Below are 26,351 nucleotides of genomic sequence, written 5' to 3' on the forward strand. Positions count from 1 at the left end.
TCTCGCCGTTGCCGGCGCCGCCGTTCTCCGTCTCACAACCAGCGGGGTCCGTCTCGCAGCCCGGGTCGTCGCCGACCTGGACCTCGACGCCGGCGCCGAGGCCGGCGATCTCGATCTCGGCACCCACGGCCTGCGCCGCGCCGGCCGCCGTGAGCGAGGCGCCGGCGGCGATCACCGCACCAGCAGCGATCCGGGCAAGGCGGACGCGCGTCTTCTTCGTCATCTGGCTGCTACCCCCAGTAGCTCAATCTCGTCATTGGAGCAGCGCTCGGGGCCTCGGGCATCGGGAGCGGCGTGTCACTCAGCCAGCCCCCGTTAACACACGCCCCAGAGATTCGCATGCCGCGTGCCACCCTTCCGAGTTTCCGAGTACGCGTCAAGGACGTTGCGCGTGCGATGCCCGAAAGATCAGTAGTTGCGCACCATGTGGGGATGCAACTGTGACGTAAACGTGGAACTACCGCTGCCCCAAGGGCGGTTACCTTGTCGACAAAGCGTCAGGTGCGGTGGCTTCCCGCTTGCGCTCGCGAAGATCCCGGGCCCGGGCGCGCGGACAGGGCGCGCGCGAACGACGTCGGGCCCCCGCGTGCGTACACGTGGGGGCCCGGCGTCGTGGTGAGCGGGAGGCTACTTCTCCTGCTGCTTGCGCCAGCGGATGCCCGCCTCCAGGAAGCCGTCGATCTCGCCGTCGAGGACCGACTGCGGGTTGCCGACCTCGAAGTCCGTGCGGAGGTCCTTGACCATCTGGTACGGGTGCAGGACGTACGAGCGCATCTGGTTGCCCCAGGAGCTGCCGCTGTCCTTCAGCGCGTCCATCCGGGCGCGCTCCTCCTGGCGCTGGCGCTCGAGGAGCTTGGCCTGGAGGACGTTCATGGCGCTCGCCTTGTTCTGGATCTGGGAGCGCTCGTTCTGGCAGGAGACCACGATGCCGGTCGGCAGGTGCGTGATGCGCACCGCGGAGTCCGTGGTGTTGACGCCCTGGCCGCCCGGGCCCGACGCGCGGTAGACGTCGACGCGCAGCTCGGACTCGTCGATCTCGACGTGGTCGGAGGACTCGACGACCGGCAGGATCTCGACGCCCGCGAACGACGTCTGACGGCGGCCCTGGTTGTCGAACGGGGAGATGCGCACCAGACGGTGCGTGCCCTGCTCGACCGAGAGCGTGCCGTACGCGTACGGCGCCTTGACCACGAAGGTGGTCGACTTGATGCCGGCCTCTTCCGCGTACGAGGTCTCGTAGATCTCGGTGGCGTAGCCGTGCCGCTCGGCCCACCGCAGGTACATGCGCTGGAGCTGCTCCGCGAAGTCGGCGGCGTCCACGCCACCGGCCTCGGCGCGGATGTTGACCAGCGCCTCGCGCTCGTCGTACTCGCCGGAGAGCAGCGTACGGACCTCCATCTCGTCCAACGCCTTGCGGACGGAGGTCAGCTCCGTCTCCGCCTCGACGCGGGTGTCCGGGTCGTCCATCTCCTCGGCGAGCTCGAAGAGCACCCCGACGTCGTCGATCCGGCCGCGCAGGGCCTCGGCCTTGCGCACCTCGGCCTGGAGGTGCGACAGCTTGCTGGTGATCTTCTGCGCCGCCTCCGGGTCGTCCCAGAGGGACGGGGCCGCGGCCTGCTCTTCGAGCACGGCGATGTCTGCCCTCATCTGATCGAGGTCCAGTACGGCCTCGATCGACCCCATGGTCGAGGAGAGGGACTTCAGCTCTTCGGATACATCGACGACTGCCACGCGTCCAGCGTAACGGCTCGCCGCGAATCCCCCGCCCCCCAGGCCCCGACGGCCCGCAGGGGGTGGCACCCCCTGACCTCAGGCGGCCCGCAGGGGTTGGCGCCCCAGGCCCCGATGGCCCTCAGGGGTTGGCGCCCCAGGACCTCAGCCGGCCCTCAGGGGTTGGCGCCCCAGGACCTCAGCCGGCCCTCAGGGGTTGGCGACCCCGGACCTCAGCCGGCCCGCAGGGGTTGGCGACCCAGGACCTCAGCCGGCCCGCAGGGTGCGTCGACCCCCGGGCCCCCTAAGGCCCGACGCCCCCTACGGCTCCGTCGACGTCTTCGAGTCCTGCGGCGGTACGTCCGACTCCTCGGCCGTCGCCAGGTAGCCGCCGACGCCCAGGGCGCCCGCGACCACGACCGCCGCGATCGACAGGGTGATCCGGCGCTTGCGGACCTGCTCCGCCTTGTGGCGGGCCGAGCCGGGGCGCCGGGCGCCCGAGGGGCGTGGGGCGCGGGCCGTGCCGAGGGGGCCGCCCGCGAGCTCGTCGGGGGCGGGGACGCGCATGGAGGTGTGGGTGTCCCGGTTGGAGTCCGGCGACGCGCCGGGCACCAGGGGCACGGCGGCCCTGCGCGGCGCGTTCGCTCCACCGGCCGCGCCCGCGCCCGTGCCCGCGCCCCCGCCCGTCGGGTACGGGTCCTCCTCGCGCGGCTCCTGCCCCTGCTGGTCCGCGTCGTCCGGCTCGTCCACGTCCAGCGGCGGCAGCCCCGCGAGCAGCGGCAGGCACTCCCGCAGCCGGCTGCCGAGCTCCGAGGCGCGCAGCCGGGAGGCCGGGGCCTTGGCCAGGCACTGGACGATCAGCTGCCACAGCTCCTCGGGGATGCCCGGCAGCGGGACGACCGTCTCCGTGACGTGGCGGCGCAGCACCGCGCCCGGGTGACCCCCGCCGAAGGGCGTGAAGCCGGCCAGGAGTTCGTACAGGACGGTCGCGAGGGCGTAGATGTCGACGGCGGCGCGCGGCGGCAGGCCCTCGACGATCTCCGGGGCGAGGTAGTCCGGCGTGCCGATGATCCGCGTCGCCTTGGTCCGGCCCGGCGTGTCGATGAGCTTGGCGACGCCGAAGTCGGTGAGGAGCGCCGGGTGGGCGCCGCCGGGGCCGAGCGGGCCCTCCATGTCGAGCAGGATGTTCTCGGGCTTGACGTCCCGGTGGACGACTCCGGCGGCGTGCGCGGCGGCGAGGCCGTCCGCGACGTCGGCGATGATCGCGACGGCCGCCTCGGGCGCGAGGCGGCGCTCACGGTCGAGCCGGGTCCGCAGGTCGGTGCCGCGCACCAGGTCCATGACGAGCGCCAGGTCGTTGCCGTCGACGACGAGGTCGCGGACGGCGACCACGTGCGGGTGGTCGAGGCCGAGCAGGGCGGTGCGTTCCTGGACGAAGCGGCCGACGAGCTCCTGGTCCGAGGCCAGGTCCTCGCGCAGCAGCTTGATGGCGACGGGGCCCTCGGGGCCCTCGCCGAGCCACACCGTGCCGGCGCTGCCCCGCCCGAGGATCTGGTGGGCCGTGTAGCGGCTGCCGATATTCCGTGCCAAGACTGCTCCCTCAGCGGCTGGCGGACGCGTCAAAGTTACGCGTCCTCAGCCGCTGGTCGTCACTTCCGCGGGGAAATCACCCCTCGGAAGTCGATAAATCGGCAGTACTACTGCCCCGTACCGCCGGTAGTGGTACCGGTCCCGGAGCCCGAGCCCGAGTCCGCGAGGCCGGAGACCCAGTCGGTGAAGGACGAGATCCCGTCCCCGATGGCCTGCCAGTAGCTCTTGCCCTCGGCGATCCAGCTCTGGAGCGGGGTCAGCTCCCAGATGAGCCAGCCCGCGACCACGAACAGCAGGATCGAGAAGAGACAGCCCTTCAGGCAGCCGAGCCCGGGGATCCGCATCGGGTTGGCGCTGCGCTGGCGCGGCTGGCGCGGCTCGCGGGGAGCCGGCGGCTGCGGAGCCTGCGGCTGCGGCGGGCTGTACGCCTGCTGGGGCGGGTGGTACGCCTGCTGCGGGGCGGGCGCGTACTGCTGCGGCGGAGGCTGCTGCTGGTACGGGGGCTGCTGCTGGGGCTGCTGGTACTGCTGCGGCTGCTGCTGCCGGCCCTGCGGGGGCTGCCGGCGGGGCTGGTGCTGCGGAGGCTGCGGCTGGCGCTGCGGGCGGCGGCGCAGCGGGTCCTCGCTCGGGTCGAGGTACTGGATCTGCGTCTGCTCGTTGCGGTCGCGCGCGGCCGCGAGCTGGCTCTGCCAGGGGTGCGGCTGCTCCTCGTTCCCGGCGACGTGCGGCGGCTGCGGCGGTACGGGAGGCATGACCGCCGTCGGGTCGGCACCGCCCGTCGGGCCGCCGCCCGGGCCGCTGGTCTGCATGACGCTCGTCGGCGCGGCGGGGTCGTACTGTCCGGCGTTGCTCGGCAGCACCTGGGTCGGGTCGGCGGCGCCGGGCGCCCCCGGGACCGGCGCGGGCGCCGGATCGGGCGCGAGCAGCGCGCCGACGCCGTCGGCGGCCTCGATCTGCGCGGGGGTGGAGTGCACGCCGATGCCGGCGGCGACCGTACGCAGTCCACGGGCCAGGTTCTCGGCGCTGGGCCGACGGTCGGGGTCCTTGCTCAGGCAGCGCTCGATGACCGTCCACAGCGGGCCGGGCACGGTCGAGGGGCGCCGCGGCTCCTCGCTCAGGTGCCGGTGCAGCACTTCGAGGGCCGTGCCGCCGGCGAACGGCGGACGGCCGGTGACCAGCTCGTAGAGCAGGATGCCCGCGCCGTAGATGTCGACGGCGGAGGTCTGCGGGCGGCCCTCGGCGGACTCCGGCGCGACGTACGCGGGCGTGCCGACGAACTCGTGCGTCCGGGTCAGGCCCGGGGAGTCGGCGAGGCGCGCGATGCCGAAGTCCGTGAGCATCGGGTGCATCTGGCCGTGCTGCTCGGCGAGGAGCACGTTGGCGGGCTTGAGGTCGCGGTGGACGACGCCGTCGGCGTGGCTGGCGGCGAGCGCGTCGGCGATCTGCGCGGTGAGGAGCGCGGCGGCGACCGGGGTGAGCGGGCCGTTCTCGCGGAGGTACCGGTGCAGGTCCGGGCCGTCGACGAGGTCCATGACCAGGGCGAGGACGTCGCCCTCGACGACCAGGTCGCGGGTGCGCACGATGTTGGGGTGGGTGAGCCGGAGGAGCACGGACCGCTCGCGCAGGAAGCGCATCACGATGTCCGCGTCGTTGGCCAGCTCCTCCTTGAGGACCTTGATCGCCACGGTCTCCCCGGGCTGGCCCTGGACGGCCGCCTCGGCGCCGGCCGCCTCACGCTGGCGGGCTCGCCAGACGGTGCCCGTGGCGCCGCGTCCGAGCGGCTCCTCGAGCAGGTACTTGCTGCCGATTGGCCGCACGTCACGCGCTCCCTGCTGATCGTGGTCCTGGGGTTCCCGGGTTCCTGTCATGAGTTGTGACCCGTCCGGGGTGTCCGACCCACTTTAGTGCCGCCGAACGGGTCACCGGTCGACCACAGGACGGCTGATTCCGGCATCCGACTTGTCCGAAAACAAGACGCGGTTGTCGTACCGGTGGTTGCCGGGCACGTCGAAAGGCGTACTCAACCAGGCACTTTTAGGTCTACAGCCGACCATTCAAGATCACTTGGAGGCGACCCGCGGGCGGGTTGTCAGTGGCAGGTGCGAGGATGCACACAGCACGTCGCGTAGCGGGTCGGGAGCCCCCTGCGAGCCGTGCCGACCTGTACCGGACGACGCGTCCGTGCCGGGTGGGGGGAGGCACCGGGCGGTTCCCCTGCCGGCACCCGCGCAGAAGGGACCGCTGACGGCGATGCAGATCCGGCTGACCGTCCTCGCGCCGCACGCCGGGCACGGCGCCGGCCGAGCCTGCGACGTGCTCGTCACCGCCCCGGCGGGTACGGCCCTGGCAGCCGTGGCCTCCGGTCTCGCCGCGGCCGTCTCCGGTCCGGACACCTCCCTGTCGGGTTCCACCGTGCTGTACGCCGGTCGGGAGCGGCTCGACGCGCGACGGTGCTCGCTCGGAGAGCCCCCGCTGGTCGACGGCGCGATCCTGACCCTCCACGTCCCCGGCGAGGACGACCTCCCGGCCGAGGACCCCTCGGCCCGGCTGCACGTGGTCGCGGGGCCGGACGCGGGCGGGGTGCACCTGCTGCACGCGGGACCGATCAGAATCGGCCGCTCCATGGACGCGGACGTCCCGCTCGACGACCCGGACGTCTCCCGGGTGCACTGCACGGTGACGGTCGGGGCCGACGGCCGGGTCACCGTCGCGGACCTCGGCTCCACGAACGGCACGACGCTGGACGGCACCCCGGTCGGCGACCGCCCGGTCCGGCTGTCCCCGGGCGCCCTCCTGCGCCTCGGCGAGTCGGCCCTCCGCCTGACGGGCCCGGAGGACGGCGGTACGGACACGCTGCCGACGGCCCCGGACGGCGAGGGCCACCTGCGGGTGGGGCTCGCGAACCCGACGGACGCCGCGGGGACGGCAGCGGGGGCGGAGGCTGTGCCGTTCGGCGCTGGCGCTGGCGCCGACGCGGGTACGAGCGCGAGCGCGGGCGCTGGTACGAGTTCGGGTTCGGGTTCGGGGATGCGTACAGGTGCGGGTATGGGCCCGCGTACCGCTCCGGGTACGCGTGACGCACTCGGCGGAGGCGCGGTCTCGCCGGACGCCACCCACGCCGGTCCGCCCTCTTCCCCTCCGCACGCACGCGTGGCCTACTCCATGGACATGGCCACGGGCGCGGGCACGGGCACGGGCACGGGCACGGGCACGGGCATCGACAGGGGCGCGGGCCTGGACGCGGACGGCGAGGGCTCGGGCGAGGCGCACAGCAGGACCCGGCGGACCGAGCGCCAGGCGTCGACGGCGCCCCCGCGCGGCAGGCGGGGGATAGGAGCATGGGCCCGCCGGTTCACCGGCCCCAGGGAGGACGCCCCGGCCCCGGGCGCCCACGCCGGCGGTACGGCCCCGGGCGCCCGGCAGTCCGACGGGGACCCGGCCGCCGGGCCCGCGACGCCGTCCGCCGAGACCTGGCCGGACCCGGCGGCCGTGCTGCTCACGGCGCTCGGCCCCGGGCCGCGTCTCTGGGAGCGCGGGGCGGATCATCGCGAGGCCCTGGTCGTCCGGCTCGGCACGACCGACCGCGCGGAGCTGTCCGGGGTGCCCGTCACCGTCGGGCTGCGCGAGGCCGGTTCGCTCGGGCTCGCGGGCCCCGGCGCGCGTCTCGCCGGTCTGGCGCGCTCCGTGGTGGCCCAGCTCGCGGCCCTGCACTCCCCCTCCGACCTGGAGATCGTGCTGATCAGCGCGGACCGCGGCCGCTCCCTCGAGGAGCGTCGGCGCGCGTGGGGGTGGCTCGGCTGGCTCCCGCATCTGCGCCCGGCGCACGGCCAGGACTGCCGCCTGCTCCTCGCGTACGACCGCGATCAGGCCCACGCCCGTACGGCGGAGCTGACCCGGAGACTCGACGACGGGCCGCTCGGGCCGAGCTGGCCGAGCGCCGACCGCGCGGCGGTCGCCGAGGCGGCGGCGCGGTACGAAGGGCCGGTCACGGTCGTGATCGTGGACGGCGACCCTGGTTCGGCGGCGCTGCGCGAGACCACCGCGCGGCTCGCAGGGGCGGGCGCGGCCGCCGGGATCCACCTGCTCTGTCTGGCCGAGGCGCCGGCCGCCTCGCCGGTCTCCCCGGTCGCCGCGACGTACGAGAGCGCGTGCGCGGCCTCGCTGGCGTTCCGCGAGTGCGGGGCGGTCGCCCTGCTGAGCGGCGACGTGGCGACGGCGCTGCGGCTGCTGCGTACGGCGGGGGGCCGGGCGGCCGGCCACGGGACCGTGGGCGTGGTGGACGCGGTGTCGGTGGCCTGGGCGGAGCGTTTCGGACGGGCGCTGGCGCCGCTGCGCACGGACGCCCCGGCCGCGCGGGGCCGGACGGCCGCGACGGCGCTGCCCCGGTCGGCGCGGCTCCTCGACGAGCTGGGTCTGGCCCGGGCGACGCCCGCCTCGCTGCTGGCGCGGTGGGCGGCGGCCGGGGACGGTACGGCCGTCCTGGGCGCCGGGCCGCGCGGGCCGGTCTCCGTCGACCTGACGGAGGAAGGCCCCCATCTGCTGATCGAGGGGCCTGCGGGCAGCGGCCGCACGGAGCTGCTGCGTTCGATCGCGGCGTCCCTGGCGGCCGGGGGCCGCCCGGACCGACTGGGGCTGCTGCTGGTGGACGGCGCGGGCGGCGAGCGCGGCGAGGGGCTCGCGGCGTGTACGGAGCTGCCGCACGTCACCGAGCACCTGGTGGCGTCCGACCCGGTGCGGATGCGGGAGTTCGCGCAGGCGCTGGGCGCGGAGCTGAAGCGTCGGGCGGAGATCCTGGGCGACGGGCACTTCGCGGACCGACAGGCGGCGGCGCGCATGATCGGCCAGCGCGCGCCGAGCGCGGCGGAGTCGCTGCCTTCGGGCGGCCGGACCACGGCCCGCATCCCGGACGCCCGCACCGGCGACGCCGGCGACCGGCCGATCGGCCGCACCCTGCGCACGGGCGAGGGCCACGTCGGCGACCGCCCGGGCGACGACAGCCCGGCCGCCGGCCGCGCGCCCCGCACCGGCGCTGGCGCTGGCGCTGGCGCTGGCGACCTGACGTACCGCCCCAGCGGACGGACCGCCCGCACGGGCGACGGCTCGATCGGCGACCGCCCCAGTGGGCGCCTGCCCCGCCCCGGCGACACCGGCCTCGGCGACCGCACCCCCCGCCCCGGCGACACCGGCTTCGGCGACCGCCCCGGCAGCCGAACCCCCGCCCCGGGCGCCGACGACCTCACCTACCTCCCCAGCGGCCGCACCCCCCGCACCTCCGCCGACGACCTGGGCGACCGCCCCAGCAGCCGGGCCCCCCGCCCCGGCGATACCGGCCTCGGCGACCGCCCCGGCAGCCGGACCCCCGCCCCGGGCGCCGACGACCTCACCTACCTCCCCAGCGGCCGCACCCCCCGCACCTCCGCCGACGACTTGATCGACCGCCCCAGTGGGCGCCTGCCCCGCCCCGGCGGCGAGGCCGGCCCGCGCGGGACGTCGGAACCTCACCGCTCATGGTCGGAGCCGGGCGACGAGGCGGCCGCGCTCCCCCGGCTCGTCGTGCTGGTCGACGACTTCGACGCGCTCGTGGCGCCCGCGCTCGGCTCCCCCGGGCGGCCCGCCGCCGGCTCCGTCGTACGGGCGCTGGAAGCCGTCGCGCGCGGCGGAGCGCGCCTCGGGGTTCACCTGGTCGTGACCTCGGCACGCCCGGACCGTACGGCGGACACGGAGCTGGCCCACGGCGCCCGGCTGCGGATCGTGCTCGACGCGTCCCCCGCCGCGCCCGGCCCCGACGACCCCGCGCCCGGCAGGGGACGGCTCGGGCACCCGGACGGCCGGGTCACGCCGTTCCAGGCCGGCCGGGTCACCGGCCGCATCCCGCGCACCGCGACCCTCCGGCCGACCGTCGTCCCGCTGGAGTGGGAGCGGATGGGCGACCCGCCCACCCGCAGACCCGTCCGCGAACTGGGCAACGGCCCGACCGACCTGGCTCTCCTCGCGAGCGCGCTCGACCGCGCCGCCCGCTCCCTCGACGCCACCCCGATCTCGCCCCTCACGCCGGCGACGCGCGCCTGACCCACGGCCGACGCGAACCGGTCGCCCACCGACAGCACCACCCACACCCTCACCGACAGCACCACCCGCCGCACCACCCACGCCCCCCACCGACACCACCCGCCGCACCACCGACAGCACCACCCACGCCCCCCACCGCACCACCGACAGCACCACCCACGCCCCCACCCACACCACCCGCCGCACCACCGCCGCCCCACCCCAGCCCCCGCACCCCCTCCCCCTCCCCCTCCCCCTCCCCCGCAGCCTGACGGCACGTCACGAGCCCATCACGATCTCCCCGTCGGCACCGAAGGCGGTATTGCGGCGCCCGGTCCCCCGGCGTAGACCTGAGCGCACGGGACACGCACCGCGCACAGGAGAGACGGGGCAGAAATGCGTACAACTCCTCGTACACGCAGGGCCGTACGGGCCGCACGGACCGCCGCCGCGGTCACCGCGCTCGCCCTCGCCGCCACCCTCGCCGGTTGCGGCGGGGGCGAGGACAAGGACTCGGGCACGAAGGAACCGGGTCCGCCGGCGACCTCCGGCGGCTCGCTCGCCCTGCCCGACCTCAAGGGGCAGAAGATCGAGGTCGCCGCCGTCTGGACCGGCCCCGAGCAGGAGAACTTCACCAAGGTCCTGAAGGAGTTCGAGAAGCGCACCGGCGCCACCGTCACCTTCGTGCCCGCCCAGGACCCGATCGTGAACTTCCTCGGTACGAAGATCGCCGGCGGCTCCCCGCCCGACATCGCGATGCTCCCCCAGGTCGGCGCGATCCAGCAGGCCGCCGCCCAGAAGTGGCTCAAGCCGGTCGGCCCCGAGGCCGAGGCGCAGCTCGCCAAGAACTTCTCACAGGGCTGGCGCGACCTCGGCGCGGTCGACGGCACGCAGTACGGCGTGTACTTCAAGGCCGCCAACAAGTCCCTGATCTGGTACAACAACGCCGCCTTCGAGAACGCGGGCGCCACCGAGCCCACGACCTGGAAGGAGTTCCTGACCACCGCGGAGACGATCTCGGCCTCCGGCGTCACGCCGGTCTCCGTCGGCGGCGCGGACGGCTGGACGCTCACCGACTGGTTCGAGAACATCTACCTCTCCCAGGCGGGTCCGGAGAAGTACGACCAGTTGGCCAAGCACGAGATCAAGTGGACGGACGCGTCCGTCAAGCAGGCCCTCACCACCCTCGCCGAGCTGTTCGGCAAGCCGGAGCTGATCGCGGGCGGCGCGGACGGCGCGCTCCAGACGGAGTTCCCCGTCTCGGTGACCCAGACCTTCACCGGCGGCGACCAGCCCAAGGGCGCCATGGTCTTCGAGGGCGACTTCTCCGCCATCAACATCGCGCAGACGAGCGCCAAGATCGGTACGGACGCGAAGGTCTTCCCGTTCCCGGCGGTGGGCGCGGAGTCCCCGGTCGTCACGGCGGGCGACGCGGCGGTGGCCCTGAAGGACACCAAGGGCGCCCAGGCGCTGCTGACCTTCCTCGCCTCACCGGACGCGGCCGCGATCTGGGCGGGCGCGGGCGGCTTCCTCTCCCCCAACAAGAACCTGGACCCGAGCGCGTACCCGAACGACGTCCAGCGCGAGATCGCCAAGGCGCTCCTGGAGTCCGGGGACGACTTCCGCTTCGACATGTCGGACCAGATGCCGCAGTCGTTCGGCGGCACGCCCGGCAAGGGCGAGTGGAAGGCGCTGCAGGACTTCCTGAAGAACCCGAAGGACATCGCGGGGACCCAGGCGCGCCTGGAGGCCGACGCGGCCAAGGCGTACAAGGGCTGACGCCGTGGCGACCGCTCCCGAGGTCACTCCCGGGGCCGCCGGGGCTCCCAAGCCTCCCGGCGCCGCCCGCGGCGGCCCCTCCAGGGTCACCGGCTCGCGCAGGACGATCGCGGTGGGGTTCCTGCTCCCCGCCCTGGTCCTGCTCGGCGCGCTCGTCGTCTACCCCATCGGGTACTCCGTCCAGCGCTCGTTCTTCGACAAGTCCGGGGACTCCTTCGCGGGCCTCGACAACTACATCGCCCTCTTCACCGACGACACGATCCTCACCGCCGTCCGCAACAACGCGATCTGGGCGGTGGCCGCGCCGGCCGTGGCGACCGCCCTCGGCCTGATCTTCGCGGTGCTCACCGAACGGGTCCGCTGGGGGACGGCGTTCAAGCTGCTCGTCTTCATGCCCATGGCGATCTCGATGCTGGCGGCCGGGATCATCTTCCGGCTGGTGTACGAGCAGGATCCGGACCGGGGCGTGGCCAACGCCGTCTGGGTCGGCGTCCACGACACCTTCGCCGAGTCCTCCGGCTTCCCCCGGGCGCGCCCGCTGCCGGTCCATCCGCTCAAGGCGGCGGGGGGCGGTGCGTACATCACGAAGTCCCCGGTCCGTTCGGGGGAGGTGGCACGGCTCCCGTTGATCGGCGTACCGCCCGCGCAGATGCCGGGGGACGCCCGGCCGGCGCACGAGCCGGACGCGGCGTCCGGGCAGGGCGGCGGGATCACCGGCACGGCCTGGCTGGACTTCACCCGGGGCGGCGGCGGGAAACCGAACGCCGTCGACCCGAAGGAGGTCGGCCTCAAGGGGCTGCGGATCGAGGCGGTGAAGGACGGCACGGTGGTGGCCACGACGCAGGCGGCGGCCGACGGCTCGTTCACCCTCCCGCCCTCCGCCGACGGCGCCCTGCTGCGGCTGCCCGCGAGCAACTTCCGCGAGCAGTACAACGGGGTGGAGTGGCTGGGCCCGTCGCTCGTCACCCCGGCGATCATCGGCAGTTACGTGTGGATGTGGGCCGGGTTCGCGATGGTTCTGATCGCGGCCGGTCTCGCGAGCGTGCCACGGGAACTGATGGAGGCCGCGCGGGTCGACGGGGCGAACGAGTGGCAGGTCTTCCGCCGGATCACCGTGCCGCTCCTCGCGCCGGTCCTGGCGGTCGTCCTCGTGACGCTGATGATCAACGTGCTGAAGATCTTCGACCTGGTGTTCATCATCGCGCCGGGCTCGGCCCAGGACGACGCGAACGTGCTCGCGCTCCAGCTGTACCGCTCGTCGTTCGGGACGGACGCGGATCTCGGGGTGGGCTCCGCCATCGCCGTGCTGCTGCTTCTGCTGGTGATCCCGGTGATGGCGTTCAACATCCGCCGGATGCGACGGGAGGCCCGCAGGTGACGGCGTCGAACGAAGGCGACCTCGGCCCCGAGCGAGGCTCGGGACCCGCTGCCGGGGTCGGTACCGAGGGCTCCGGCGCACTGCCGTCGCCACGGCTCGGCTCGCCCGCGTCGGGGCGGCCCAAGGCACCGCCCGCGCCGAGCCCCGCCACGGCGGGGCTCGGTTCCCGGCTCGCGGCGCGGGCCGCGGGTGGCACGATGCGGGTCTTCCTCGTCCTCGTGGCACTGTTCTGGCTGATGCCGACGATCGGGCTGCTGCTCTCCTCCCTCCGCGGCCCCACCGACATCAGCGAGAGCGGCTGGTGGCAGGTCTTCAGCTCCCCCGCCCAGCTGACCCTGGAGAACTACTCCTCGCTGCTCTCCAACGAGACCATCACCCGTTCCCTCCTCTCCACCGTCCTCATCACCGTCCCGGCCACGCTCCTGGTCCTCGTCATCGGCTCGCTCGCCGGATACGCCTTCGCCTGGCTGGACTTTCCCGGCCGCGACTGGTGGTTCCTGCTGGTCGTGGGGCTCCTGGTGGTGCCGGTGCAGGTCGCGCTGATCCCCGTGTCGAAGCTGTTCGGCACGATCGGCATCTTCGAGACGACCCTCGGAGTCGTGCTCTTCCACACCGCCTTCGGCCTGCCCTTCGCGATCTTCCTGCTGCGCAACTTCTTCGCGGAGATCCCGAAGGAGCTGCTGGAGGCGGCCCGGCTGGACGGGGCCGGCGAGATCCGGCTCTTCACGCGGGTCGTCATGCCGCTCGGCGGGCCGGCGATCGCCTCGCTCGGCATCTTCCAGTTCCTGTGGGTCTGGAACGACATGCTCGTCGCGCTGATCTTCGCGGACTCCGAGTCGCCGCCGATCACGGTGGCGCTGCAGCAGCAGGTCCGGCAGTTCGGCAACAACATCGACGTGCTCGCACCCGGCGCGTTCCTGTCGATGCTGATCCCGCTGGCGGTCTTCTTCGCCTTCCAGCGACAGTTCGTCTCGGGGGTGATGGCGGGCGCGGTGAAGTAACCGCGGACCCCGAGCGCGAGCCGGGCGGCTACGCCTCGGACGAAGCCACCCGGCACGAGCGGGCCGACACCCCCGCCCTCGGACGAAGCCGCGGGCCCGCTCGGCCCGGCGCGTTTACGCCTCGAGTCGGCCCGGCGGCTACGCCTTGAGCGCCGCCACCGCCGAGCGCGCGAGATCGTCCACGTACCCCTTCGGCAGCTCGCCGCGCACCACCACGAGCCGCCAGTAGAGCGGGCCCACGACCAGGTCGAGGGCCCGGTCTGCGTTCGCGTCCGCCGGCAGCTCGCCGCGCTCCACGGCCTCGCGCACGATCTGCGCCACGACGCCCTGCTGGCTGTCGAGGAGCGCGGCCTTGATCGCCTGGGCGATCTCCGGCTGCCGCGCGGCCTCCACCAGCAGGTCCGGGATGACCTGGGAGGCCACCGGGTGGCGCAGGGCGTGCGAGGCGACCTGGAGGAGCGCGCGGACGTCGCCGTCCAGCGAGCCCGTCGCCGGCGCCGGCAGCCCCTGCGTCGCGAAGGCGCCGAGCAGGTCGAGGACGAGCGAGAGCTTCGACTTCCAGCGGCGGTAGACGGCGGTCTTGCCGACCCCCGCGCGGCGCGCGATGCCCTCGATGGACATCCGGGCGAACCCGACGGCTGCCAGCTCCTCGAAGACGGCGGCGCGGATGGCTTCGGTCACGTCCTCCCGGAGCACGGCGGCTCCCGCGGGGGCGCGTCGGGGGGTTCCGGGGGGCGTCGTCATGAGCGGGATCCTAACCAACGGCCCCTTGGACGTCACGACGAAACGGTTGCGTTGCGACGTGCACCCGTCCTACTCTCCCCGTAGCGACGATACGGACCCGTTCCATCGTCGAGGACGTTCGACCCCCCTCACGCCCACCCTCCACCCTCGTCGAAAGCGACCTCGTGACCACCGAGACGCTCACGAAACCCGGCTCCGGGTCCGCCCCCCGGACCTCCACGGACACCCCGACGGCCGCCCCGGCGCACACCCCGGAGGACCTCCGCGCGCTCGCCCTGCGGCACGGTCTGTCGGTCAGCGGGGCCCGCCCGAGCCTCCCCGCGTACGTCCGCGGGCTCTGGTCCCGCCGGGCGTTCATCACCGCCTTCGCGACGGCCCGGCTCACGGCCCAGTACAGCAACGCGAAGCTCGGCCAGCTCTGGCAGCTGATGACCCCGCTGCTCAACGCGGCGGTCTACTACCTGATCTTCGGCATCCTGATGAACGTGCAGGAGGGCATCCCGGACTACGTCCCGTTCCTGATCACGGGCGTCTTCGTCTGGACCTTCACCTCCCAGTCGATCACGGCCGGCACCCGCGCCATCAGCGGGAACCTCGGCCTGGTCCGCGCCCTGCACTTCCCCCGCGCGAGCCTCCCGCTCGCCCTCGCGCTCCAGCAGCTCCAGCAGCTGGTGCTCTCGCTCGCCGCCCTGGTCGGGATCCTGTTCTGCTTCGGCGAGCTCCCCCGCCCGAGCTGGCTGCTCGCCGTCCCCGCCCTGTTCCTGCAGGCGCTCTTCAACGCCGGCGTCGCGCTCGTCGTGGCCCGGCTGGCCGCCCGTACGCCGGACATCGCGCAGCTGATGCCCTTCCTGCTGCGCACCTGGATGTACGTCTCCGGTGTCATGTGGTCCCTCGACCACCTGGCACGCAGCGGCCGGCTCCCGGAGCTGGTGATCACGGCGCTCCAGTGCAATCCGGCGAGCGTCTACATCGACCTGATGCGCTTCGCGCTGATCGAGAGCTTCACCGCCGGCCAACTGCCGTCCCACGTCTGGGCGCTCGCCGCCGGCTGGGCAGCGGTGGCCTTCGCGGGCGGGTTCATCTACTTCTGGAAGGCAGAGGAGACGTACGGCCGTGGCTGAACAGACCCTTGACACGCCCCTGGCCGCATCGCCGGCCCCGGCGGACGAACGCACCCCCACCGTCGTCGCCGACGGCGTCCACATCACCTACACCGTCAACGGGGCCCGTACCGGCAAGGGCAGCGCCACCGCCGCGCTGAACCGGATCTTCGCGCGCCGCGCCACGCCCGGCGCCCGGAAGGTCCACGCGGTCAAGGGTGTCAGCTTCGCCGCGTACCGAGGCGAGGCGATTGGCCTGATCGGTTCGAACGGATCGGGGAAGTCCACCCTCCTCAAGGCCGTCGCGGGCCTGCTGCCCGTCAACCAGGGCAGCGTCTACACCCGCGGCCAGCCCTCGCTGCTCGGGGTGAACGCGGCACTGATGAACGACCTGACCGGCGAGCGCAACGTGCTGCTCGGCGGGCTCGCGATGGGCATGAGCCGCGGGGAGATCGACGCCCGCTACGACGACATCGTGGACTTCTCCGGGATCAACGAGAAGGGCGACTTCATCTCGCTGCCGATGCGGACGTACTCCTCCGGCATGGGCGCCCGCCTCCGCTTCTCCATCGCGGCGGCCAAGAGCCACGACGTGCTGCTGATCGACGAGGCACTGTCCACGGGCGACGCCCGGTTCCGCCGCCGCAGCCAGCAGCGGATCGACGAGCTGCGGGCCGAGGCGGGCACCGTCTTCCTCGTCTCCCACTCCAACTCCACCATCACCGAGACCTGCGACCGGGCGCTGTGGCTGGAGGCGGGCACCCTGCGGATGGACGGTCCGGCGAAGGAGGTGGTGGCGGCGTACGAGGCGTTCACCAAGAAGGGCTGACAAAACACCGCATACGCCCACAGACCGCCATAGAGTGCGGTTTCGATGACGACGCATCGAGACCGCACCCCGCAGCCACCGTCCGACCCGGGATCCGAGCCGGGAGTCGGCCCGGGCACCGACCCCGGAACCGGCGCCCGAGCCGCCCCGGGACACGAGCGGACCCCCGACACGTCCACGTCCCGGTCCGCACGCGGATCCACCTCCGCACCCGGATCCACGTCCGCACCCGGATCCATGTCCGCATCAGCATCCACACCCGGATCCACATCCGCATCCACATCCGCATCCACGTCGACCTGCGCCCCCGCGCCCTCCGCCCTCACCGGCTCCCCCTTCGAGTCGGACACGTTCACCTCCGCGACCTTCGTCAACGTCGGCCGCGGCTCCGCACTCGCCCTCGCCGTCGTCTGGTCCCTCACCCGCGCGGGCATGCTCCTGCTCCTGCTGCGCGACAGCCTGGGCGTCGGCGGGGTCGGCCGCGAGGTGTACGTGCTCTACCAGATCTGGTACCGCCAGTTCGCCCAGGGCACCTTCCCCGTGGACGACGTCACCTGGCAGTACCCGCCCGGCGCCGGCCTGGTCATCATGTCCCCCGGCGTGCTCCCCTGGCTCACGTACTTCCAGGCCTTCGTCGCCCTCACCCTGCTCGCCGACGCGGCCGTCGCCCTGGCCCTGGCCCGCGCCGACAGCCACCGCGTCACGCACGGCGCCTGGATCTGGGTCGCCGGGCTCCCGCTCCTCCTGCACATCCCCCTCGCCCGGTACGACGTCCAGGTCACCGCGCTCGCCGTGCTCGGCCTGCTCGCGCTGACCTCCCGCCGGGCCGTCGGACACCGGATCGGCGGCGTCCTCGCCGGGCTCGGCGCGCTGGTGAAGGTGTGGCCGGTGCTGACCCTGATCGGCACGCCCCGGGGTCGTACCACCCGCGACGCCTGGACCGCGGCCGCCGCCACCGTCGCCGCGCTCCTCGCGACCCTCGTGCTCTGCTTCTCCCACTCCCTCGACTTCCTGCGCCAGCAGGGCAGCCGGGGCATCCAGATCGAGTCGCTGGGCGGCACCGCGCTCTCCCTCGCGCGGGCGGCCGACATCTGGCCGGGCACCGTCCAGTACCGTTACGGCGCCTTCGAGTACGTCGGCCCCTACGTCTCCAGCGTGGGCCGACTCGCGCTGCTGCTGACCGCCCTCGCCTTCGTCTGGCTGCTGGTCTGGCGCCTGCGGGCGCGCACCTGGACCGAGGCCACCCCGCTGGACGCGGCGCTCGCCGCCGTCCTGCTCTTCACGGTCACCAGCAGGGTGATCAGCCCGCAGTACATGATCTGGCTGCTGGGCCTCTCCGCCGTCTGCCTGACCTCGCGCCGGACGGTGATGCGGCCGGTGGCCCTGCTGCTCCTGCCGGCGGCCGGGCTGAGCTCACTGGCGTATCCGGTCCTCTACGACGAGGTGGTGACCGGCACCGGGGAGGGCGTGACGGTCATGGTGGTCCGCAACGCGCTGCTGCTCGCGGCGGCCCTGCTGGCGGCCCGCCGGCTGTGGACGTCGACGACGGCGACCGAGTGAACGCACGGACCCGAGGAACGGCGGGGCCCCGCCGGAGAATCGATGAACGGCTGGGCCCACCGGAGACCCGATGAACGGCTGGGCCCCGCCGGAGAACCGGCGGGGCCCACCCCTTCGTACGTACGTACGGAGGGCGACTAGCTGTGCGTCCGCAGCAGCTGCCGCATCGTCCGCATCGCCACCGACAGGTTCGCCAGGTCGAAGGTCTCCGAGCTCTGGATCTCCTCCAGCGTGGTGCGCGCCCGGCCGAGGATCGCCGCGTTCTTCTGCTCCCAGGCCTTGAACCGCTCCTCCGGCGTCGAGGTCCCGTTGCCCGCCGACAGCACGTCCGCGGTGAGGGCGGCGTGCGCGGCGAAGAGGTCCTCGCGGATGGAGGCGCGGGCCATCGACTGCCACCGGTCGGCGCGCGGCAGCTCGATGATGCGGTCCATGAGCTGCGTGATCCGAAGCCGGTCGGCCAGGTCGTAGTAGACCTCGGCGACCGCCATCGCGTCCTTGTCGGTCCGGTCCGCGATCGCGACGATGTCGAGCGTCGGGAAGGCGGAGGAGAAGCCGGCGACCCGCAGGGCGAGCTCCTCCGGCACGCCCACCCCGGTCAGCTCGTCCAGGATCGACTGGTACCACTCCAGGTCCGCGCCGCGCAGCAGCTGCGGCAGCTGGGCCCAGACCTCCCGCACCCGCTCGCCGAAGAAGTCGATGGTCTCGGCGAGCTGGACCGGCTGCGGGCGGTTGCCGAGCAGCCAGCGCGTGCCGCGCTCGACCAGTCGGCGGGAGTGCAGCCGCATCCGGGTCTGGACGTCGGCCGGGACCCGGTTGTCGAGCGCCTCGACGGCGTCCCAGACCTCGCCGAGCCGGAAGATGGCGCGGGCGGCGGTCTGCGCGCGGACGATCTCCTCGATCGACGCGCCGGTCTCCTCGCGGAGGCGGTGCAGGAAGGTCGAGCCGCCGGTGTTGACGGTGTCGTTGACCAGGACCGTGGTGATGATCTCGCGGCGCAGCGCGTGGCCGTCGACCGCGTCGGGGAACTTCTCGCGCAGCTGCGTCGGGAAGTACGCGTGGAGCAGCCCGCGCAGGTGCGGGTCGTCCGGCAGCTCGGTGTGGATCAGCTCGTCGGCCACCGTGATCTTTGTGTACGCGAGGAGGACGGCGAGCTCCGGCTGGCTCAGGCCCTTGCCGTTGTTGAGCAGCTCGCGGATCTGCCGGTCGTTGGGCAGGAACTCCAGCGAGCGGTCCAGGGCCCCGTCGCGGCCCAGCCGGCGCATGAAGCGCTGGTGGGCGTGGAGCAGGGACGGCGACTGGGCGACGGCGTTGGCGAGGGCCACGTTCTGCGCGTAGTTGTTGCGCAGCACGAGCGAGCCGACCTCGTCGGTCATCTCGGCGAGGATCTTGTTGCGCTGCTTGACGGTCATGTCGCCCTCGGTGACGAGCCCGTTCAGCAGGATCTTGATGTTGACCTCGTGGTCGGAGGTGTCCACGCCGGCGCTGTTGTCGATGGCGTCGGTGTTGACCTTTCCGCCCTCGCCCTCGGGGCCGCCCTTGCGGGCGAACTCGATGCGGCCGAGCTGGGTCAGACCGAGGTTGCCGCCCTCGCCGACGACCTTGACGCGCAGGTCCTCGCCGTTGACGCGGATGGCGTCGTTCGCCTTGTCGCCGACGTCCGCGTTGGACTCGGTGGACGCCTTGACGTACGTACCGATGCCGCCGTTCCACAGCAGGTCGACGGGTGAGTGCAGGATCGACTGCATCAGCTCGGCCGGGGTCATCTTGGTGACGCCCGCCTCGATGCCGAGGGCCGCGCGCATCTGCGCGTTGACCGGGATCGACTTCGCGGTGCGGGGGTGGATGCCGCCGCCCGCCGAGAGCAGCTCGGTGTCGTAGTCGGCCCAGGAGCTGCGGGGCAGCTCGAAGAGGCGGCGCCGCTCGGCGTACGAGACGGCCGCGTCCGGGGTGGGGTCGATGAAGATGTGGCGGTGGTCGAAGGCCGCGACGAGCCGGATGTGCTCGCTCAGCAGCATGCCGTTGCCGAAGACGTCGCCGGACATGTCGCCGACACCGACGACCGTGAAGTCCTCGGTCTGGGTGTCGTGGCCGAGCTCCCGGAAGTGCCGCTTGACGGACTCCCAGGCGCCACGGGCGGTGATGCCCATGCCCTTGTGGTCGTATCCGGCGGAGCCGCCGGAGGCGAAGGCGTCGCCGAGCCAGAAGCCGTAGGAGACGGCGACCTCGTTGGCGATGTCGGAGAAGGTCGCGGTGCCCTTGTCGGCGGCGACGACGAGGTAGGTGTCGTCCTCGTCGTGGCGGACGACGTCCGTGGGCGGGACGACCTCGCCGGCGACCAGGTTGTCGGTGATGTCGAGTAGCGCCGAGATGAAGGTCTTGTAGCTGGCGATGCCCTCGGCCATCCAGGCGTCCCGGTCCACGGAAGGGTCCGGGAGCTGCTTGGCGACGAAGCCGCCCTTGGCGCCGACGGGCACGATGACGGTGTTCTTCACCATCTGCGCCTTGACCAGGCCGAGGATCTCGGTACGGAAGTCCTCACGCCGGTCGGACCAGCGCAGCCCGCCTCGGGCGACCTTGCCGAAGCGCAGGTGGACGCCCTCCACGCGCGGGGAGTACACCCAGATCTCGTACGCCGGGCGGGGCGCGGGGAGGTCGGGGATGGCCTGCGGGTCGAACTTCATCGACACGTAGGCGTGCGGCCGGCCGTCGGCGGCGTTCTGGAAGAAGTTCGTCCGCAGGGTCGCCTTGATGACGGTGAGGAAGGAGCGCAGGATGCGGTCCTCGTCGAGGCTCGCGACCTGGTCGAGGGCGGCGTCCAGCTCTTCCAGGAGCGCGTCGGTCAGCTCGACACCGGCACGCTGCCGCTCGGGGGCCATCCGGGCCTCGAAGAGGGAGACGAGCAGCCGGGTGGTGTGGACGTTGTTACGGAGGGTGTCCTCCATGTAGTCCTGGCTGAACGTGGAACCGGCCTGGCGCAGGTACTTGGCGTAGGCGCGCAGCACCATGGCCTGCCGCCAGGTCAGCCCGGCGGAGAGCACCAGCGAGTTGAAGCCGTCGTTCTCGGCCTCGCCGGTCCAGGTGGCGGCGAACGCCTCCTGGAACCGCTCACGGGCGTCGTCGGAGAAGGACTGGCCGTTGGCGGTCGGCGCGGGCATCCGCAGACCGAAGTCGTAGACCCAGGCGTGCGTACGGTCGGAGCAGCGCAGCTCGTACGGGCGCTCGTCGATGACCTCGACGCCGAGCCGGTTGAGCACCGGGAGCACGGCGGAGAGGGAGATCTGGTCGCCGGACTTGTAGATCTTGAAGCGGCGCTCGCCGGGGGCGGAGCCGACCGGCTCGTACAGCGAGAGCGCGAACTCCTTGCCGGTCAGGGTCAGCTGCTCCAGGTGGCCCAGGTCGGCGACGGCGGCACGCGGCGAGTGGTCGGCCTTGTAGCCCTCGGGGAAGGCGTTGCCGTACTTGCGCAGCAGCTCGGCGGCGCGCTCCTCGCCGGTCTCGGCGTTGAGGGCCTCGGCGAAGCCGTCGGCCCAGGAGCGGGCGGCCTCGACGAGCCGGGCCTCGACGCGGTCCTTGTCGGCGTCGGTGAGCTGGCTCAGCTCGGTGCCGGGGGCGACGCGGACGACGAAGTGGAGCCGGGTGAGCACCGACTCGGTGCTCATGAGCGTGAAGTCGACGCTCGTACCGTCGAGCTCTTCCTTGAGGATGTCGGTGAGCCGCTCGCGGACCGTGGTGTTGAAGCGGTCGCGCGGCAGGTAGACGAGGGCCGAGTAGAAGCGGCCGTACTCCTCCTGGCGCAGGTAGAGCCGGAGCCGGCGGCGCTCCTGGAGGTACAGGACGCTGGTGACGATCTCGCGCAGCTCGTCGGGCGGGGTCTGGAAGAGCTCGTCGCGGGGGTACGTCTCCAGGATCTGGAGCAGGTCGCGGCCGTCGTGGCTGTTCGGCGAGAAACCGGCGCCGTCCAGGACCTCCTGGACCTTGCGGCTGATGACCGGGACGCGACGGACGGACTCGGTGTACGCGGCGGACGAGAACAGGCCCAGGAAGCGGCGCTCGCCGACGACGTTGCCGTCGGCGTCGAACTTCTTGACGCCGACGTAGTCGAGGTAGGAGGGCCGGTGCACGGTGGAGCGGCTGTTGGCCTTGGTGAGGATCAGCAGCTTGTGCTCGCGCGCCTTGGCGCGGGCGTCGGCGGGCAGCCGGCTGAAGGACGGCGAGACGGGGTGGGCGTGGTTCTCGTCCTCGCCGCTGTGGTGCGGGTCGGAGCGCAGGACGCCGAGTCCGGTGCCCGGGACGGCGGCCAGCGCGTCTCCGTCGACCAGCTCGTACTCGCGGTAGCCGAGGAAGGTGAAGTGGTCGGCGGCGAGCCAGCGCAGCAGCTCGCGGGCCTCGTCCACCTCGGTGGGGCGCAGGTCGTCGGCGGTGGGCTCGTTCGGGAGCTCGTCGGCGATGCGCAGCGCGGCCTCGCGCATCTTCTCCCAGTCCTCGACGGTCTCGCGGACGTCGGAGAGGACGCGGAGCAGGTCCGTGGTGATCTGCTTGAGGTCGGCGCGGTCGGTCTCGCGGTCGATCTCGACGTGGATCCAGGACTCGACGAGCGCGTCGTGGGGCAGGTCGCCCTTGGGCTCGGTGGTCAGGACCTCGATGAGCTTGCCGGTCAGGTCACGGCGGACGAGGACCTGCGGGTGGATGACGACGTGGATGCCGCGCCCCTGGCGCGACAGCTCGTTCGTCACGGAGTCGACGAGGAACGGCATGTCGTCGGTGACGACCTCGACGACGGAGTGGCTGCAGGTCCAGCCGTTCTCCTCGACCGTCGGGGTGTGCACGCGGACGTTCGCGGTGCCCTGCGGACGGTTCTCCGCGAGCCGGTAGTGCGAGAGCGCGCTGCCGAAGACGTCCACCGGGTCGCGGTACGTGAGGTCCTCGGGCGCGGTGTGCAGGTAGTAGCGCTGGAGGTAGTCGAGCACGGTGTCCCTGTCCGGGCGCTTCCCGTTCTCGGGTCCCGTCGGAAGTTGCCCCCCGACCGGACCGGTCTCAGCTACCCGGGCGGCCCGTGCGAGCAGCTCGGCCTTGGCTTCGTCCAGCTTGGTCTGCATGTCCTCTGGCTCCTGTCGCGCGCCGTTGCGTGACGTCGGTGGAAGAAAGGACACAACGCCACGACGCGGTGTTACCGGTCGGAGACGACGTTATGCCGCGATGGGAGATGTCCGAGCCGTTATCGGCCATTTCTGGCGCGGTGCTCAGGACGGGAGATTCAGCGAACGCCATGTCGGCCCGGCCGCGGAAGCGCTCCGGGCGATGGCCGGGGGCTTCGCTGCCCCCTCGGCGTATCGCGCTGATCACGGGAAAAGCCTATCGCTCCCGCCCCCCCGGTCGTCATGAGCCGTATGTGTACAAAAGCAGGGGTGGAAGTTTGACGAATTGGACAGCAGCGCAGTGTCCTGGGGCAGGGAACCGAGATCCGAGACCGGGGAGCCACCATGGCCAAGATCTTGATCGTGACCGGGGACGCGGCGGAGTCGCTGGAGGTGATGTATCCCTACCAGCGCCTCCTGGAGGAGGGGTACGAGGTCCACATCGCGGCCCCGGCCCGCAAAACGCTCCGCTTCGTCGTCCACGACTTCGAGCCGGGCTTCGACACGTACACGGAGAAGCCCGGCTACACCTGGCCCGCCGACCTGGCCTTCTCGGAGGTGGATCCGGGCGACTACGTGGCGGTGGTGATCCCGGGCGGCCGCGCCCCGGAGTACCTCCGCAACGACCCGGAGCTCCGCAAGATCCTGAAGTCCTTCTTCGACGCGGACAAGCCGGTGGCCCAGATCTGCCACGGCCCGCTCCTGACGGCGGCGATCGGCAGCCTGGAGGGCCGCCGGGTCACGTCGTACCCGGCCCTGGAACTGGACATGCAGGCGGCGGGCGCGACCTTCCAGGACACGGAGGCGGTGGTGGACGGCACCCTGGTCTCCTCCCGCGCCTGGCCGGACCACCCCACGTGGATGCGCGAATTCCTGAAGGTACTGAGGGCGACGGGCTGAAACGGTGGGCCGGGGCGGCCGAGACGGGTGACTGAAGCCGTCGGCGAGGGTGCGGAGCCGGCGGTACGCACGGGTGGAGCCTCCCCGCCCGCGGGCGGGAGGCCCGCGGGCTGAGGCGGCCGGGCGGAGGCGGCCGGGGCCACGCGGCCGGAGCCACCCCGGCGCACGCGGGTGGAACCGCCTTCGGCCCTCGTCCGCGTGCCCCCTCGCCCCGTTCGCTCAGCGGCGGACGTTCACCGTCACCCGCAGCCCGCCACCACCGGCGACGGCCACACCGACCGCACCGACCGCACCGACCGCACCGACACCCGGCCTCACCGAGACACGCGCGTCCCCTCCCCCGCTCGCGCCCCCTAGACCAGCTCCTCCGCCACGGCCACCGCGTCCGCGAGGGAGTCGACGACCGGCACTCCCACCGCCTCCAGAGACGCCCGGCTGTGCGACCCGCCGGTGTACAGCACCGCCCGCGCCCCCACGTACGCCGCCGCCCGGGCGTCGTCGGCGGCGTCCCCGATGACGACGATCCTCTCGGCGGGCACACCGCGCCCCAGCGCCTGCAGATGACGGACCATGTGCGTCGACTTCCCCTCCGTCGACGACCCGATCCGCCCGTCCACCCGCACGAACCGCTCCTCGATCCCGTGCCGGCGCACGAGCGGCACCAGCTCCGCGTGCGGCGCCAGCGAGAGCAGCGACTGCGTGAACCCCGACGCCTGCCGCGCGGCGAGCAGCTCCGCCGCCCCGACGGTCAACACGCACGCCTCGGCGCGCTGCCAGTAGTGCCGGTGGAACGCGCCGTCCATCAGGAGCCACTCGGCATCCGTGGGCAGCCGCCCCATCAGCCGCTCGTAGAACTTCGGCACCGGCACCGTGTACAGGTCCCGGTAGCGCGTGAGCGTGATCGGCTCGAGCCCCAGCTCGGCGAAGGCGGCGTTCGTCGCGCCGATGACTGCCTCGATGTCGTCGAGGAGTGTGCCGTTCCAATCCCAGACCAGGTGCTTCCCGTGCTTCCCCATGCGAAGACGGTACCGGCCCCCACCGACAGAGCCCAGGTCAGACGTCGTCAGACGTCATCAGGGGCCGTCAGCCGAGCAGCCCGGGAATCTCCTGCACCCCGAACCACAGCAGCTCGTGGTCCTCCGCCCCGTCCACCGTGAACTGCGCGTCGTCGTCGCCCTGGTCCGCCGCGCCCAGCGCGTCCGCCGCCGCCGAGACGTCCGCCTCGGCGTCGTCCGCGTCGGCGTGCACGGCAGCGGCCTTGGCCAGCGGTACGGCTCCGGCGATACGGACCTCGCCCAGCGAGCCGGCGTCCAGACCCCGGTCGGGGTCGACGACGGCCTCCTTGTCCGGCACGTCGACGGCGACGACGATCCGGCGCCGCGCGGCCGAGGGGTCCCCGGCGAGCAGTCGGAGCGAGGCGGAGGCGGCCCGGCTGAGCGCCGCGTACTCGAGCTCCTCGATGTCGTCGGAGACGTACCACTCGCGCAGCACGGGGGTGACGGCGTAGGCGGTCAGCGGACCGGGCCCGAGCTCGCCCGCCTTGTGCGCCTGTGCGAGACCGGGGAGGGTCAGTGGAACGTACACGCGCATGGCTGGCCGCTTTCGTAGTCGGAAACGCCCTCAGGATACGTGTGGAGTCCCCCTTCGGGGTCTCCAGGCCGCCGTCCCGTCGGTCCACCCGAGGGATCCCCTCGCCCCGTCCCGGCAGACCGGGAAGCCCCTGCCGTCACCCTGATAGGTGAATCTGCCGGACCCCCGCCCGGCGACCCTCGCCACCTTGCGAAGCCACGAAGCGCCCCCGTACAAGATCCCCAACAGAAGTTACTGCCCGGTAGACCGCTGGGCACAAGGGAACGGGGACGCTCATGGCCACCATCACGACACCGCACACGCCCACCCACCCGCACACGCCCCCGCCCCCATCCACGCCGTCCCCCACCCGCGCCACGCCCACCGCCCCCGCCACCGACACCACCCCCGCCGCCGCGAACCCCGCCACAAGGGCCGCCGCACCCCCGGCCCCGGACGCCGCCCCCGGAGCCACCACCCGCCCACGAACCCCCCGCCCCCGCTCGGCCCCACGTGGCCCCGCGGGCACCGGGCCGCGCGGCTCCGCCGGGACGCGCCCCGGCGGAGCCGCTCCCCGCGCCCGTACGGCCCCCCGCGTGCTCCCCACCCACACCCACTTCGCCGAACGTCTGCTGCTCGTGCTGAGCGGCCGGAGGCCCGTCCACTGGATGCTGGGCCAGACCGTGGGAGAGGCGTACGAGCAGCTCGTCCAGCTCGCCCCCACCACCCCCTTCGGGGGCCCCGGTATCCGCCCCGTACTCCGCGGCTGCCGCGCCCAGCCCACCACGGGCGGCGCCCTGGAGGCCTTTGCCAGCGTCGCCACGGGCCGGGGCGTACGCGCCATGGCCTTCCGCCTGGAACTCGGCCCGGACCGCCGCTGGCGCTGTGCCGCCGTGGAGCTGGACGGCCTCCACACGCGCGTGCCGACCCAGCCCACCCACGCATGACACGGGCCCCCCGACCCAGCACCCACGCTCGACACCGACACCGACGCCGACCCCGACTCCG

At 73.1% G+C, this 26,351-nt stretch carries 16 protein-coding genes and 1 pseudogene; 9 read left to right on the forward strand and 8 right to left on the reverse strand.

Annotated elements, in window-relative coordinates:
* The 4 genes and pseudogenes from ACIPPS_RS24440 to ACIPPS_RS24455 form a co-directional block, all read right to left on the reverse strand.
* A pseudogene (locus ACIPPS_RS24440) lies at positions 1 to 223 on the reverse strand (hypothetical protein); the annotation flags it as partial.
* Between the two features lie 404 nt (positions 224 to 627).
* A complete protein-coding gene (prfB, locus tag ACIPPS_RS24445; RefSeq protein ID WP_401435730.1) occupies positions 628 to 1,731 on the reverse strand; it encodes a peptide chain release factor 2 in 1,104 nt (367 codons plus the stop codon).
* Positions 1,732 to 2,031: 300 nt separating this feature from the next.
* Entirely contained in the window at positions 2,032 to 3,300 is a 1,269-nt protein-coding gene (locus ACIPPS_RS24450) for a serine/threonine-protein kinase (RefSeq protein WP_401435733.1), read from the reverse strand.
* Positions 3,301 to 3,407: 107 nt separating this feature from the next.
* Positions 3,408 to 5,117, reverse strand: a complete 1,710-nt coding sequence (locus ACIPPS_RS24455) for a serine/threonine-protein kinase (RefSeq protein WP_401435735.1) — start codon at positions 5,115 to 5,117, stop codon at positions 3,408 to 3,410.
* 433 nt (positions 5,118 to 5,550) lie between these two features.
* Between ACIPPS_RS24455 and ACIPPS_RS24460 the strand changes: the two genes are divergently transcribed.
* From ACIPPS_RS24460 to ACIPPS_RS24475, 4 genes are all read left to right on the forward strand, one after another.
* Entirely contained in the window at positions 5,551 to 9,369 is a 3,819-nt protein-coding gene (locus ACIPPS_RS24460; RefSeq protein WP_401435738.1) for an FHA domain-containing protein, read from the forward strand.
* A 375-nt stretch (positions 9,370 to 9,744) separates the two neighbouring features.
* Entirely contained in the window at positions 9,745 to 11,127 is a 1,383-nt protein-coding gene (locus tag ACIPPS_RS24465) for an ABC transporter substrate-binding protein (RefSeq protein ID WP_401435741.1), read from the forward strand.
* A gap of 4 nt (positions 11,128 to 11,131) precedes the next feature.
* Entirely contained in the window at positions 11,132 to 12,505 is a 1,374-nt protein-coding gene (locus ACIPPS_RS24470) for a carbohydrate ABC transporter permease (RefSeq protein ID WP_401435744.1), read from the forward strand.
* 197 nt (positions 12,506 to 12,702) lie between these two features.
* Entirely contained in the window at positions 12,703 to 13,506 is an 804-nt protein-coding gene (locus ACIPPS_RS24475; protein ID WP_401435852.1) for a carbohydrate ABC transporter permease, read from the forward strand.
* Positions 13,507 to 13,644: 138 nt separating this feature from the next.
* On the opposite strand, the gene ACIPPS_RS24480 is transcribed toward ACIPPS_RS24475, so the two are convergent.
* Positions 13,645 to 14,250 carry a TetR/AcrR family transcriptional regulator gene (locus ACIPPS_RS24480; RefSeq protein ID WP_401435746.1) on the reverse strand — a complete coding sequence of 202 codons (606 nt, stop codon included), beginning with the start codon at positions 14,248 to 14,250 and terminating at the stop codon, positions 13,645 to 13,647.
* A 164-nt stretch (positions 14,251 to 14,414) separates the two neighbouring features.
* Between ACIPPS_RS24480 and ACIPPS_RS24485 the strand changes: the two genes are divergently transcribed.
* The 3 genes from ACIPPS_RS24485 to ACIPPS_RS24495 all read left to right on the forward strand — a co-directional run bounded on the left by ACIPPS_RS24485 (position 14,415) and on the right by ACIPPS_RS24495 (position 17,739).
* Positions 14,415 to 15,371 carry an ABC transporter permease gene (locus ACIPPS_RS24485; protein ID WP_401435748.1) on the forward strand — a complete coding sequence of 319 codons (957 nt, stop codon included), beginning with the start codon at positions 14,415 to 14,417 and terminating at the stop codon, positions 15,369 to 15,371.
* Positions 15,364 to 16,179, forward strand: a complete 816-nt coding sequence (locus tag ACIPPS_RS24490) for an ABC transporter ATP-binding protein (RefSeq protein ID WP_401435750.1) — start codon at positions 15,364 to 15,366, stop codon at positions 16,177 to 16,179. Before ACIPPS_RS24485 ends, ACIPPS_RS24490 begins: the two co-directional genes overlap by 8 nt.
* 432 nt (positions 16,180 to 16,611) lie before the next feature.
* The gene (locus ACIPPS_RS24495) at positions 16,612 to 17,739 is read left to right on the forward strand and encodes a glycosyltransferase 87 family protein (RefSeq protein ID WP_401435855.1); all 1,128 of its coding nucleotides are present in this window, start codon (positions 16,612 to 16,614) and stop codon (positions 17,737 to 17,739) included.
* 137 nt (positions 17,740 to 17,876) lie between these two features.
* Here ACIPPS_RS24495 and ACIPPS_RS24500 read toward each other — a convergent pair whose 3' ends face one another.
* Positions 17,877 to 22,835: an NAD-glutamate dehydrogenase gene (locus tag ACIPPS_RS24500; protein ID WP_401435752.1), complete on the reverse strand. Its 4,959-nt coding sequence runs from the start codon at positions 22,833 to 22,835 to the stop codon at positions 17,877 to 17,879.
* A gap of 384 nt (positions 22,836 to 23,219) precedes the next feature.
* Here ACIPPS_RS24500 and ACIPPS_RS24505 point away from each other — a divergent pair, with 384 nt between their 5' ends.
* Complete coding sequence (locus ACIPPS_RS24505) at positions 23,220 to 23,774, forward strand: DJ-1/PfpI family protein (protein ID WP_401435755.1); 555 nt, start codon at positions 23,220 to 23,222, stop codon at positions 23,772 to 23,774.
* A 353-nt stretch (positions 23,775 to 24,127) separates the two neighbouring features.
* On the opposite strand, the gene ACIPPS_RS24510 is transcribed toward ACIPPS_RS24505, so the two are convergent.
* Complete coding sequence (locus ACIPPS_RS24510) at positions 24,128 to 24,790, reverse strand: HAD family hydrolase (protein ID WP_401435758.1); 663 nt, start codon at positions 24,788 to 24,790, stop codon at positions 24,128 to 24,130.
* 67 nt (positions 24,791 to 24,857) lie between these two features.
* A complete protein-coding gene (locus ACIPPS_RS24515) occupies positions 24,858 to 25,364 on the reverse strand; it encodes a DUF6912 family protein (RefSeq protein ID WP_401435761.1) in 507 nt (168 codons plus the stop codon).
* A gap of 275 nt (positions 25,365 to 25,639) precedes the next feature.
* Here ACIPPS_RS24515 and ACIPPS_RS24520 point away from each other — a divergent pair, with 275 nt between their 5' ends.
* Positions 25,640 to 26,290 (forward strand): Rv3235 family protein, encoded by a 651-nt coding sequence (locus tag ACIPPS_RS24520; RefSeq protein WP_401435764.1) that lies wholly within the window; start codon positions 25,640 to 25,642, stop codon positions 26,288 to 26,290.
* Positions 26,291 to 26,351 lie beyond the last annotated feature (61 nt).

The organism is Streptomyces sp. NPDC090127, assembly GCF_044746945.1.
In the GTDB taxonomy this organism is placed as follows: domain Bacteria; phylum Actinomycetota; class Actinomycetes; order Streptomycetales; family Streptomycetaceae; genus Streptomyces.

Excerpts from the sequence above, each read along its gene's own strand:
- ACIPPS_RS24475 (WP_401435852.1), top strand. The coding sequence starts at position 12,703 with ATGCGGGTCTTCCTCGTCCTCGTGGCACTGTTCTGGCTGATGCCGACG.
- ACIPPS_RS24505 (WP_401435755.1), top strand. The coding sequence starts at position 23,220 with ATGGCCAAGATCTTGATCGTGACCGGGGACGCGGCGGAGTCGCTGGAG.
- ACIPPS_RS24520 (WP_401435764.1), top strand. The coding sequence starts at position 25,640 with ATGGCCACCATCACGACACCGCACACGCCCACCCACCCGCACACGCCC.
- ACIPPS_RS24495 (WP_401435855.1), top strand. The coding sequence starts at position 16,612 with ATGCTCCTGCTCCTGCTGCGCGACAGCCTGGGCGTCGGCGGGGTCGGC.
- ACIPPS_RS24460 (WP_401435738.1), top strand. The coding sequence starts at position 5,551 with ATGCAGATCCGGCTGACCGTCCTCGCGCCGCACGCCGGGCACGGCGCC.
- ACIPPS_RS24480 (WP_401435746.1), bottom strand. The coding sequence starts at position 14,250 with ATGACGACGCCCCCCGGAACCCCCCGACGCGCCCCCGCGGGAGCCGCC.
- ACIPPS_RS24515 (WP_401435761.1), bottom strand. The coding sequence starts at position 25,364 with ATGCGCGTGTACGTTCCACTGACCCTCCCCGGTCTCGCACAGGCGCAC.
- ACIPPS_RS24465 (WP_401435741.1), top strand. The coding sequence starts at position 9,745 with ATGCGTACAACTCCTCGTACACGCAGGGCCGTACGGGCCGCACGGACC.
- ACIPPS_RS24510 (WP_401435758.1), bottom strand. The coding sequence starts at position 24,790 with ATGGGGAAGCACGGGAAGCACCTGGTCTGGGATTGGAACGGCACACTC.
- ACIPPS_RS24500 (WP_401435752.1), bottom strand. The coding sequence starts at position 22,835 with ATGCAGACCAAGCTGGACGAAGCCAAGGCCGAGCTGCTCGCACGGGCC.